The organism is Pseudomonas mandelii (assembly GCF_002251635.1).
GTDB lineage: Bacteria > Pseudomonadota > Gammaproteobacteria > Pseudomonadales > Pseudomonadaceae > Aquipseudomonas > Aquipseudomonas mandelii_B.
The window spans coordinates 1-11,693 of sequence record NZ_NMOJ01000073.1; the positions used below are offsets into that span (position 1 = coordinate 1).

Annotated in this window: 12 protein-coding genes; 3 read left to right on the forward strand and 9 right to left on the reverse strand. The window is 60.8% G+C overall.

Annotation, left to right across the window (positions count from 1 at the left end; genetic code table 11):
- Nucleotides 1-94: 94 nt before the first annotated feature.
- The 3 genes from B7L09_RS10475 to B7L09_RS10485 are packed head-to-tail and all read right to left on the reverse strand — an operon-like array spanning nucleotide 95 to nucleotide 2,139.
- Nucleotides 95-712, reverse strand: coding sequence for a TPM domain-containing protein (locus B7L09_RS10475; RefSeq protein ID WP_094468730.1), 618 nt, complete (start codon nucleotides 710-712; stop codon nucleotides 95-97).
- Nucleotides 713-740: 28 nt separating this feature from the next.
- Nucleotides 741-1,496, reverse strand: coding sequence for a TPM domain-containing protein (locus tag B7L09_RS32610; protein WP_094468731.1), 756 nt, complete (start codon nucleotides 1,494-1,496; stop codon nucleotides 741-743).
- A gap of 34 nt (nucleotides 1,497-1,530) precedes the next feature.
- Nucleotides 1,531-2,139, reverse strand: a complete 609-nt coding sequence (locus B7L09_RS10485; protein WP_094468732.1) for a LemA family protein — start codon at nucleotides 2,137-2,139, stop codon at nucleotides 1,531-1,533.
- A gap of 236 nt (nucleotides 2,140-2,375) precedes the next feature.
- Between B7L09_RS10485 and bglX the strand changes: the two genes are divergently transcribed.
- On the forward strand, nucleotides 2,376-4,667 hold the full coding sequence (gene bglX / locus B7L09_RS10490; RefSeq protein WP_094468733.1) for a beta-glucosidase BglX: 2,292 nt from the start codon (nucleotides 2,376-2,378) through the stop codon (nucleotides 4,665-4,667).
- A gap of 132 nt (nucleotides 4,668-4,799) precedes the next feature.
- Here bglX and B7L09_RS10495 read toward each other — a convergent pair whose 3' ends face one another.
- The 5 genes from B7L09_RS10495 to B7L09_RS10515 form a co-directional block, all read right to left on the reverse strand.
- Entirely contained in the window at nucleotides 4,800-5,957 is a 1,158-nt protein-coding gene (locus B7L09_RS10495; RefSeq protein WP_094468734.1) for a phospholipase D-like domain-containing protein, read from the reverse strand.
- Nucleotide 5,958: 1 nt separating this feature from the next.
- Complete coding sequence (locus B7L09_RS10500; RefSeq protein ID WP_094468735.1) at nucleotides 5,959-6,549, reverse strand: YceI family protein; 591 nt, start codon at nucleotides 6,547-6,549, stop codon at nucleotides 5,959-5,961.
- Between the two features lie 105 nt (nucleotides 6,550-6,654).
- Complete coding sequence (locus tag B7L09_RS10505; protein WP_094468736.1) at nucleotides 6,655-6,978, reverse strand: amidase; 324 nt, start codon at nucleotides 6,976-6,978, stop codon at nucleotides 6,655-6,657.
- Entirely contained in the window at nucleotides 6,975-8,069 is a 1,095-nt protein-coding gene (locus B7L09_RS10510) for a serine hydrolase domain-containing protein (RefSeq protein WP_094468737.1), read from the reverse strand. Before B7L09_RS10510 ends, B7L09_RS10505 begins: the two co-directional genes overlap by 4 nt.
- Nucleotides 8,070-8,250: 181 nt before the next feature.
- Entirely contained in the window at nucleotides 8,251-9,138 is an 888-nt protein-coding gene (locus B7L09_RS10515; protein WP_094468738.1) for an acyl-CoA dehydrogenase middle domain-containing protein, read from the reverse strand.
- Between the two features lie 155 nt (nucleotides 9,139-9,293).
- Here B7L09_RS10515 and olsB point away from each other — a divergent pair, with 155 nt between their 5' ends.
- The gene (gene olsB, locus B7L09_RS10520; protein WP_094468739.1) at nucleotides 9,294-10,049 is read left to right on the forward strand and encodes an L-ornithine N(alpha)-acyltransferase; all 756 of its coding nucleotides are present in this window, start codon (nucleotides 9,294-9,296) and stop codon (nucleotides 10,047-10,049) included.
- Nucleotides 10,049-10,840 (forward strand): lysophospholipid acyltransferase family protein, encoded by a 792-nt coding sequence (locus tag B7L09_RS10525; RefSeq protein ID WP_094468740.1) that lies wholly within the window; start codon nucleotides 10,049-10,051, stop codon nucleotides 10,838-10,840. Before olsB ends, B7L09_RS10525 begins: the two co-directional genes overlap by 1 nt.
- Before the next feature lie 121 nt (nucleotides 10,841-10,961).
- Here the strand turns inward: B7L09_RS10525 and B7L09_RS10530 are convergent, their stop codons facing one another.
- Complete coding sequence (locus tag B7L09_RS10530; protein ID WP_094468741.1) at nucleotides 10,962-11,540, reverse strand: acyl carrier protein phosphodiesterase; 579 nt, start codon at nucleotides 11,538-11,540, stop codon at nucleotides 10,962-10,964.
- Nucleotides 11,541-11,693 lie beyond the last annotated feature (153 nt).

Sequence of the window (11,693 nt, forward strand, 5' to 3'; positions counted from 1 at the left end):
GTCCGGGACACGCAGTTATTTACCGAACGGCGCGAATCGTGAGGCGATTCGCGTTCCCTCGCCCACAGAAGGTGTATCTATTCCAGAAGTGAATTCAGCCCAACACCACCAACCGGTTCGGCAACTCATTCCTCACATGCGTCACCGGCACATGCACCTTGAGCAACTCGCCGCACGCCTCGACGCACGTTACAAACCCCTGCAACGTCTGGCCCTGCTTCACCTGCTGAGTAAACGCCGCAACGATCGCGTCCCAGTTCTTGTTGTCCAGCCGCTTGGAAATCCCNTCGTCCACCAGGATTTCCACATACCGCTCCGCCTCGCAGACAAAAATCAGCACGCCGGTGCCGCCCAGCGTGTGGTGCAGGTTCTGCTCCAGAAACTGCCGGCGTGCCAGGTTNGAGGCGCGCCAATGGCGTACCGAGCGCGGGATCAGGTGGGTGGTGATTTTCGGAATCCGGAACACCAGGCACAACACAATGAACGTGATCCATTGCACCAGCAGCAAACTGTGCATGGTCAGCCAGCCTGTCAGGTAATGCACGATACCCGGCACCACCAGCGCCAGCAGGCTGGCCCAGAGCAGCGGGATGTACGCATAGTCGTCGGCGCGGGCCGCCAGCACGGTGACCAGTTCGGCGTCGGTGTCGCGCTCGACCCGGGCAATCGCCTCGGCGACTTTGCGTTGTTCGTGTTCAGTCAGTAATGCCATGTTTAAAAGTGCCTGCTCATTATTATTCTCACCAGCCGCCCGACGAACCGCCGCCCCCGAAACTGCCGCCACCCCCACTGAAGCCCCCGCCTCCACCGCCGCCGCCAAAACCTCCACCGCCGAAACCGCCCCCTGAACTGCCTCGGCCACCGCCACCGCTGGGCAGGATCCCGAGCATCTGGCAGACGAAAATCGTCAGGATGAACAGCAACACCAGAAACACGAACACACCCGGATGGCGAGACACGAAATCGTCACCCTCATCCCCTCGCGGCTCATAGACCGTCGACGGTTCATCCAGCGGGCTGCCGCCCAACACCACCAGCATCGCGGCGACCCCGTCGCTGATGCCCTTGCTGAAGTTGCCGGTCTTGAACTTGGGCGCAATCACCTGGTTGATGATCACCCATGACTGCGCATCGGTCAGCACGCCTTCAAGGCCGTAACCGACTTCGATGCGCAATTTGTGCTCATCGCGCGCAACGATCAGCAGCGCGCCGTTGTTCTTGTCTTTTTGGCCAATGCCCCAGTAGCGCCCCAGTTGATAGCCGAAATCGGCAATGTCGGTGCTCTGCAAGTCCGGCAATGTCACCACGACCAATTGCTCGCCAGTGGCTTTTTCATGGGCCTGGAGTTGTTGCGTCAGCTGCTCGCGCACCGACGGCTCGATCATCTGGGCGTTATCGACCACCTGTCCGGTCAGTGGCGGAAACTTCAACTCGGCCTGGGCTGCCAGGGTAAACACCCACAGCAACAGCATCAGGCCCACTTTCAACACGCGCATTGGCAACCTCATCCGTGGTGATGCGTCAAGCCGATCAGAACTTCACTTCAGGCGCTTTTTCGGCGCCGGGGCTGGTGGCCTCGAAGGTTTCGCGGATCGGCAAGTCGCTGTACATCACGCTGTGCCACAGGCGACCCGGGAAGGTGCGGATCTCGGTGTTGTANTTCTGCACCGCGAGGATAAAGTCTCGACGCGCCACGGCGATGCGGTTCTCGGTGCCTTCGAGCTGCGATTGCAACGCAAGGAAATTCTGGTTGGCCTTCAGGTCCGGGTAACGCTCGGACACCACCATCAAACGGCTGAGGGCACCGCTCAGGCCATCCTGGGCTTGCTGGAATTGCTTGAGTTTTTCCGGGTTGTCGAGGGTACTGGCGTCCACCTGGATCGAGGTGGCCTTGGCCCGCGCCTCAATCACGGCGGTGAGGGTGTCTTGTTCATGGGCGGCGTAGCCCTTGACCACTTCCACCAGGTTGGGGATCAGGTCAGCACGGCGTTGGTATTGGTTCTGCACCTGGCCCCAGGCGGCTTTGGCCTGTTCATCCAGGGTCGGAATGTTGTTGATGCCGCAGCCCGCCAGCAGCGTGGTGAGCAACATCAAGGCTGCAACCTGCAGGCTTGACCGAGTGTGGTGTCGTACATTCATCTGGTTGACGCTCCCTTGCACCTTCCGTTGAAAAACAACCAGCGACCTTCTGAGCGGTCTCTTGGGGCATAATCTGCCGCCGCCACTGGATTGCATCGAGCCAATGGGCTAAAAGATGCCCCAGCGCCAAACGCTGCAGAAGTGTGCTGCATTTACCTGAACAACAATAGTCGCTCCCTAAATTTTGGCTGACCGGCGCGTATTCACTGCCGTTTAGGCCTTTGAGAAAACTATTCATGAAGAAGCTGTGTTTGCTGGGCCTGTTCGTCAGTCTGGCCAGTCATACCGTATTGGCCGCCACGACGCCCGCACCTTTGGAGAACAAGGACGCTTTCATCACTGACCTGATGAAACAAATGACCCTCGATGAAAAGATCGGCCAATTGCGCCTGATCAGCATCGGCCCTGAAATGCCCCGCGAGCTGATCCGCAAGGAAATCGCCGCCGGCCGTATCGGTGGCACCTTCAACTCGATCACCCGCCCGGAAAACCGTCCGATGCAGGACGCGGCCATGCGCAGCCGGTTGAAGATCCCGATGTTCTTCGCCTATGACGTGATCCACGGCCACCGCACGATTTTCCCGATCAGCCTGGCCCTGGCCTCCAGCTGGGACATGGACGCCATCGGCCGCTCCGGGCGTATCGCCGCCCAGGAAGCCGCCGCCGACAGCCTCGACATCACCTTTGCGCCGATGGTCGATATCTCCCGCGACCCACGCTGGGGCCGCACGTCCGAAGGCTTCGGCGAAGACACGTATCTGGTCTCGCGCATTGCCGAAGTGATGGTCAAGGCCTTCCAGGGCACCAGCCCCGCCAATGCCGACAGCATCATGGCCAGCGTCAAGCACTTCGCCCTGTACGGCGCGGTGGAAGGCGGTCGCGACTACAACGTGGTCGACATGAGCCCGGTCAAGATGTATCAGGACTACCTGCCGCCGTACCACGCGGCGATCAAGGCCGGTTCCGGCGGCGTGATGGTGGCGTTGAACTCGATCAACGGTGTACCCGCCACGGCCAACACCTGGCTGATGAACGACCTGCTGCGCAAAGACTGGGGCTTCAAAGGCCTGGCCGTGAGTGACCACGGCGCGATCTTCGAGCTGATCAAGCACGGCGTGGCCAAGGACGGGCGTGAAGCCGCCAAGCTGGCGATCAAGGCCGGCATCGACATGAGCATGAACGACTCCCTGTACGGCAAAGAGCTGCCGGGNCTGTTGAAGTCCGGCGAGATCGAGCAAAGNGACATCGATAATGCCGTGCGTGAAGTGCTCGGCGCCAAGTACGACATGGGCCTGTTCAAAGACCCGTACCTGCGTATCGGCAAGGCCGAGGATGACCCGGCCGACACCTACGCCGAAAGCCGTCTGCACCGCGCCGAGGCCCGTGACGTCGCGCGCCGCAGCCTGGTGTTGCTGAAGAACCAGGGCGAAACCCTGCCGTTGAAGAAAACCGCGAAAATCGCTCTGGTCGGTCCGCTGGCCAAGGCGCCGATCGACATGATGGGCAGTTGGGCCGCTGCTGGCCGTCCGGCTCAATCGGTGACGTTGTTCGACGGCATGAACGCCGCTATTTCAGACAAGTCGACCCTGATCTACGCCCGTGGCGCCAACATCACCAGCGACAAGAAAGTGCTGGATTACCTGAACTTCCTCAACTTCGATGCGCCGGAAGTGGTGGATGACACGCGCTCTTCGCAAGTGATGATCGACGAAGCGGTGAAAGCCGCAAAGGACGCCGACGTGGTCGTGGCTGCCGTGGGCGAGTCCCGTGGCATGTCCCACGAATCCTCGAGCCGTACCGACCTGAACATCCCACAAAGCCAACGTGATCTGATCAAGGCCCTTAAAGCCACCGGCAAGCCTTTGGTGTTGGTATTGATGAACGGCCGCCCACTGTCGATTCTCGATGAGAACAAGCAGGCTGACGCGATCCTGGAAACCTGGTTCGCCGGCACCGAAGGCGGCAACGCCATCGCCGACGTGCTGTTCGGCGACTACAACCCGTCAGGCAAGCTGCCGATCACCTTCCCACGCTCGGTGGGGCAGATTCCGACCTACTACAACCACCTGAGCATCGGCCGGCCGTTCACCCCAGGCAAGCCGGGCAACTACACCTCGCAGTATTTCGATGACGTCACCGGCCCCCTGTTCCCGTTTGGTTATGGCCTGAGCTACACCACGTTCAGCTTGTCGGACATGGCGCTGTCGTCCACCACGTTGAATAAAACCGGCAAGCTCGACGCCAGCGTCACGCTGAAAAACACCGGCAAGGTCGACGGCGAAACCGTGGTGCAGTTGTATATCCAGGACGTGGCCGGCTCGATGATCCGCCCNGTCAAGGAACTGAAGAACTTCCAGAAAATCACGCTGAAGGCCGGCGAACAGAAAGTCGTGCACTTCACCATCTCCGAAGACGACTTGAAGTTCTTCAATGCCCAGCTCAAGTACGCTGCGGAGCCAGGCAAATTCAACGTGCAGATCGGTCTGGATTCCCAGGACGTGACGCAGCAGAGCTTTGAATTGCTGTAACCCTTAAAGCCGAATGAGNACCCTGTGGGAGCGAGCTTGCTCGCGATGAGGCCATNACATTCAACATCGATGTTGACTGTCANACCGCCATCGCGAGCAAGCTCGCTCCCACAGTTGTTCAGAAGATCGTCTTCAGCCCCGGCGATCCAGCAGGTTCACCACCAACCGATCCACCCATCCCCACACCCTTTGCTTGACCCGCCGCCACAGCGGTCGGCGTTGCCATTCCTCCAGGCTGACCTCCTGGCTCTGCGCAAAGTCCTTCTCGAAACTCGCGACCACTGCACCTGTCAGTCCCGGGTCCAGCGCTTCAAGGTTGGCTTCCAGATTGAAGCGCAAATTCCAATGGTCGAAATTGCACGAGCCGATGCTCACCCAATCATCTACCAGCACCATTTTGAGGTGCAGAAAGCACGGCTGGTATTCAAAGATCTGCACACCCGCACGCAGCAAACGCGGGTAATAACGATGCCCGGCGTAACGTACGGAGGGGTGATCGGTGCGCGGCCCGGTCAGCAGCAGGCGCACATCGACGCCTCGGCTGGCGGCCCTGCGCAATGAGCGGCGGACTTTCCAGGTGGGCAAAAAATACGGCGTGGCCAGCCAGATCCGCCGCTGGCCGCTGTTCAGCGCACGAATCAGCGATTGCAGGATGTCGCGGTGCTGGCGGGCGTCGGCATAGGCCACCCGACCCATGCCCTCGCCCATGGGCGGTACCCGGGGCAAACGCGGCAGGCCGAAGTGCGATGCGGGTTTCCAGGCGCGGCGGTGACGGTTAGCGATCCATTGCCGGTCGAACAGCAACTGCCAGTCGATCACCAAGGGGCCGGTGATTACCACCATCACTTCATGCCATTCGCTGGCGTCTTCGCCCGGCGTCCAGAACTCGTCCGTGACGCCCGTACCGCCGACCACCGCCATGCTCTGATCGACCAGCAACAGCTTGCGGTGATCGCGGTAAAAGTTACCGACCCAGCGCCGCCAGCTCAGGCGATTGTAGAAGCGCAGCTCCACCCCCGCCGCCATCAGGCGCTGACGCAGGGTCAGGGTGAACGCGAAACTGCCGTAATCATCAAACAGGCAACGCACGAGCACGCCGCGTTCGGCGGCCAGCACCAACGCCTGCACCATGGCTTCGGCGCATGCGCCGGCTTCCACCAGGTACAACTCCAACTCGACTTGCTGCTCGGCGCGGGCAATCGCGACCAACATGCGCGGGAAAAACTGCGGACCGTCAATCAGCAGTTCGAAGTGGTTGCCTGCACGCCAGGGAAAGATTGCACCGGCCATGTCAGCGCGCCGTGAAAATCAGTACCGCACCCACCGGCACCGACAGGCTGATGGCCGACAATCCGGCCACTTTGCGCAAACTATCCAGACCCGGTGCCAGATCGAAGTCTTCGGCATTGATGATCAGTGGCTCGAGGGTTACCACCTGGAAGCGCCGGTCATCGAGACGGGTCGCCAGCAGTTCGGCGTTGTATTCGTGGGTTTTACCGTGAAGGTTGACGGTCAGCGGCAAGCGCAGCTCCAGTTGGGCACCGGGCGCGAGGTCGTTGATCGGGCGCAGATCGATCTGCGCGGTGATCAGCGCTTCGGGGAAGGTCTGGATCTCGAACAGTTCCTTGCGCATGCGCTCATCGCGCAGCGGGATGCCGCTGTTGATCGACTCCATCTCGACCTCCACCTCGGCCAGGCCTTTGGGACTGACCTTTCCGTGCAGCACCAGAAAGCGTTGCACTTCAGAGATGTTGGCGTTTTTGGTACTGATGAACGACAGCCGCGAGGACTCGCCGTCGAGGTACCAATTGGCCTGGGCCGACAGGCTGGTGCCGGCCATCAGCAGGAAGGCGAGGGTTTTGGAAAGGGACCGCTTGAACATAGAGACTCGTGAGGAAAATAAACCTGCACGAACCTTAACCGCCCTAGAGCCAGATGCAAACTNTCGCCACAAAAAAAGCTATAACCACACAGGGTTTCAGCGTGTTCAAGGTTGCAGGCGGCAGCCCTGGCGTTCGCCGATCCATTGCGCGCTGTTGCTGCGGCCCATGCCGCTGACGGTCACGCGTTTGCTGGCGGGGTCATCGGTGAAACCGCTGGTGGGCAGCCACTGTTTGACATAGGTGTGGCAGTACCCGGCTTGGTTATTCATCACGTACCGGCACGAGCAATATTCCTTGGCGGTGTAGGCGCTGATGATGTCGGGGAACGCCCACAGCGCCACCCGCTCTTGCCAGATCCAGCCGAGCAAGGCGACCAGCAATACCAGCCACAACGTGCTGAACGGTCGGCGACGAATAAAGTTGTTCATGGCTGCACCGTCCCGGCAAAGGCCTTGAGCGCGAGCTTGAGCAATTCGTTGTGCTGGTAGAGGTCGTCGCGGTCATCGCCGTAGCGCACGATCACCAGGTNTTCNCTGGGAATCACGTACATCGCCTGGCCCCAATGGCCCAAAGCGGCAAAGGTATCGGCCGGAGCATCCGGCCAGGGTCGAGCAGCGCCCTCCACCGCGCGATTGAGCCACCAATGACCGCCAGGAACCGCATCGTCCTGATTGGCCTGATAGCGGGCGAAGGGTTGGCGGTTGAAGGCGACCCACTCTTTAGGCAGCAATTGCTGCTCACCCCAGCGACCGTCGCGCACCATCAGCAGGCCGACGCGGGCCAGGTCGCGGGCGGTGAGGTAGGCGTAGGACGAAGCGACGAAGGTCTCGTTGGCATCGGTTTCCCAGACGGCGTGGCGAATCCCTAACGGCTCGAACAATGCTGTCCATGGGTAGTCTGGATATCGGGCCGGGCCGACGATGGTTTTCAGCGCGGCGGCCAGCAGATTGCTGTCGCCACTGGAGTACCGAAAGGCTTGGCCTGGTTTGGCGTACTCAGCGTGGTCGGCGGTGAACGCCGCCATGTCCTGATGACCCCGGGTGTAGAGCATGGCCACCACCGAGGATTTCAGCGGGGCGTATTCATAGTCTTCCTGCCAGTCCAGGCCTGANGCCCAGTGCAGCAGGTCGGCCAGGGTGATTGCCGGATGTTTTGCCAGTGGCGGGTAAAACCGTACCGCTGGGTCCTCACGTTTGAAAAGGCCCTCGCCATAGGCCACGCCGAGCACCGTGGCCATCAGGCTTTTGCTGATCGACCAGGTCAGGTGCGGGGTACTGGCGGTGGTGGGTGCGGCGTAGCGTTCGTAGATCAGTTGACCGTCGCGGATCACCAGCAAGGCGTCGGTGCGGATGCCTTTTCGAGTTGAATCATCGCGAGGTGGGAAGGCGTAGGTTTCCAGGGCTTGAAGTACCGGACCGGAGACTTTCGGGCCGATGGACCATTGCTCGGCGGGCCAGGTTTCGGCGTGGGCCGTGAGGCTGAGCAGCAGCGTGAAAATCAGGGGCAAGCCTTTGAACATGGCGGGGGCTCGGCGGGGTGGGCTTGCTGAGCCTAGTCGAGGTTGATGACAGTTTTGGATTTGTGTTGCCAGTGATGCCGCCATCGCGAGCAGGCTCGCTCCCACAGGGATTGTGTGTTGCTCACCATCTGTGTCACACCAAAGCCTCCTGTGGGAGCGGGCTTGCCCGCGATGAGGCCAGTCAACTCAATGAAGATCCCGCGAGTGCTTTAGCCAACCGCTTCCCCCGCGCGCCCGCCGCCAGATCCATCACACTCTGATCACGCTGCCACATTGCCGCCCAATGCTGCGGGCCATCAGCCAGAGCCTGGTTAACCTCTGCCTTGAGCCCCTCGAACTGCGCAAACAATCCCCCCAGCAGCACATGCCCGACCAGATTATTCGGCGCTTGCCGGCTGACTTCCGCGCACCCGGCCAGCAGCGCCAGCAACCGCAATTGCAGGGCTTGCGGCCAGTCACTGTCCTGACCCACCCCATACAGCCACGCGGTCATCGCGCTCAGCACATAAATGTCTTCCAGCGTGCGGAACGGTTTGACGTAGGCATCCCAGCCATCCCCCGCGAGCAATTCGCACTGGGCGTTGTCCAGAAACAACCGACCGTGGCTGATGTCCGGCATCAGCGCGATGGCCGGGAGTTTTTCCAGGCGCACGCCCGGTTCATCGGGATAGACCACTGCCAGACTCAAGCGCGGAGCTTCGCCTGTCTCCTCACTGCGCGCGGCGATCAGCAGCCAGTCGGCCGCATCGCCAGCGGTGACGAAATCCTTGCGCCCACTCACGCGTAAATCGCTCAGACGAGTCTGCATGTCCGCCACCCGCAGGCTGCGCTGTTCGGTGGCACACAACGCACCGAGGCTCAGCGGCGCGCTCGGCCAGAGCATGCGCAACGCCGCCTGATAGCCCACCAGAAACGCCAGACCCGGCGTCGTCATCAAACGCCCGCCGACCACCGCCAGCTCGAATGGCGTGACCGTGCCCAACGTCTGCAACAAGGTCGCGAAACCCTCCGCCAGGTCCGGGTTGGCGGGCAGGCGATCGCGGCGTTTCAACAGATTTTGCCAGGGCATAAGAGGCTCCTTGAGGGCTGTCATATAAGCATCACCAAAGCTTCATGGCGATGACACCGGGGCTACATAGCCTGACTTTGCACAACACGGCTGCATAAAGAAAGTCGATCGGCTCTAACCCAAGACGGGTTGACCAGCCCGCACGGAGATTCCCAATGACTCAGATCGCCCGCATCAGCGACACCGGCAATGAACGCCGTCTGCAAGCCGAACGCCTGATTGGCGCGCAGGCATTGCAGGAAGCCCAGGCCCTGCGGTTCAACGTGTTCAGCGGCGAGTTCAACGCCAAGCTGAAAGGCGCGGAACTGGGTCTGGACATGGATGACTATGATGTTCACTGCAGCCACATTGGCGTGCGGGACTTGAACAGCGGTCGATTGGTGGCCACTACCCGTTTACTCGATCACCAGGCCGCCAGCACCCTGGGCCGGTTCTACAGCGAAGAAGAATTCAGCCTGCATGGCTTGCTGCACTTGCAAGGCCCGATCCTGGAGATCGGCCGCACCTGCGTCGACCCGGCCTATCGCAATGGCGGCACCATTGCCGTGTTGTGGGGCGAGTTGGCCGAGGTGTTAAATCAGGGCGGCTACAGCTACCTGATGGGCTGCGCGAGCATCCCGATGCACGACGGCGGCATCCAGGCCCACGCGATCATGCAGCGCCTGCGCGAACGCTACCTGTGCAACGAACACCTGCGCGCCGAGCCGAAAAGACCACTGCCGGCGCTGGACCTGCCGTCCAACGTGATCGCGGAAATGCCGCCGCTGCTCAAGGCCTATATGCGCCTGGGTGCGAAGATCTGCGGCGAGCCGTGCTGGGATGAAGATTTCCAGGTGGCCGACGTGTTCATCCTGCTCAAGCGCGATGAGTTGTGCCCGCGTTATGCCAAGCACTTCAAGGCGGCGGTCTGATGAGCCGGTTACGGGTGTACGCGCGGATTGCGCGAGTGCTGGTAGTGGTCGCGCTGGGGTTGAGCATGGCCAGTGTGTTCGGGCTTTTCGAGCGCCTGGGCATTGCCCATTCGATGGTGCGGCGCCAGCGCTGGTCGCGGTTTTTTATGGCGCGGCTGACCAACGCCCTGCCCTTTCGCGTGACAGTGCACGGTGAACTGCCGACGCAGCCAATGCTGTGGGTCAGCAATCACGTGTCGTGGACCGACATTCCGTTGCTGGGCATGCTCACTCCGATGTCGTTTCTGTCCAAGGCCGAAGTGCGCACCTGGCCGGTGGCCGGCTGGTTGGCGGCCAAGGCCGGTAGCCTGTTTATCCGTCGGGGTTCAGGCGACAGCCAGTTGATNCGCAANCAGATGACGCGCCACCTGGCGCAGGCACATCCACTGCTGATGTTCCCGGAAGGCACCACCACCAATGGACGTTCGTTGCGCACCTTTCATGGCCGCTTGCTGTCAGCGGCGATTGACTCTGAAGTGAAGCTGCAACCGGTGGCGATTCGTTATCTGCGTGACGGTGAACTCGATTCACTGGCGCCGTTCATTGGCGATGATGACTTGCTGTCGCACTTGATGCGGTTGTTCGCCAATGATCGCGGGGAAGTGGAAATCAAAGTGCTCAAGCCGATCGCTTGCGAAGGCCGGGAGCGTGCGGCGCTGGCGTTCGAGGCACAGCAGGCGGTGCAGAAGGCGTTGTTTGGGGCGATCCCTCAGGCGCAACCGGAACCGCTGCGCCCCGCCATCGCGGCTTGACACAATCCCTGATTAAACAGAAATCCTGTGGGAGCGGGCTTGCCCGCGATAGCGGTTTAACATTCAGCGATGATGTTGAATGAGCTACCGCAATCGCGGGCACGCCCGCTCCCACAGAGGGTTATGGTGTTGGATAGTTCTGGGCAAAATCCTGAAGCTGCGGATAGAACAGCCGAAAGTCATCACTCAACGGCTCATACAAAACCCGTAATTCCTGCATCGCCCCCGCCAGTTCCTCAGGTCGGGTCAACCGCCGCGAAATCCCCCGCAGCACTTGGTCCAGCACATCAAACTCCTGATAAGACCCCAGCCAGTCATTCGCCACCATGTGCGGCGCAATCCTCGCCAACCGTTCAGGCAATTGTGGCTCCGTCGACAGCACCCGATACACATCCGAGGTGAACCGCTCCAGCGGCTGGTCCGAGTAGAGGGTCCAGTCCCGCGCCAGGCAGTGGTCGAAAAACACGTCGAGCACGATCCCGGCGTAACGCCGGCGTGTGATGGAAAACCGTGACAGCGAGGCATCCACCAGCGGATGGCGGTCGGTAAACACGTCGATGCTGCGATGCAGCTGGATGGCCGCTTCGATCTCCGGGTTGAACTGCCCTTGCAGCCGTCCCTTGACGAAATCGCCATACAGACTGCCGAGCAATTGACCGGGGCGCTGGCCACCGAGGTGAAGATGGGCGAGATAGTTCATGGGCGCAGCTTAGCATTGCGCCTTCGAATGTTGACACTCCACGCATCGTTATAACCCGATATAGCGATTTATGCGGTCGTCAGATCAAAATCATATTTGTATATCGCGATCTACCGATTTAAAGTTCGCCTCATCGCGATATAACGCTTTACG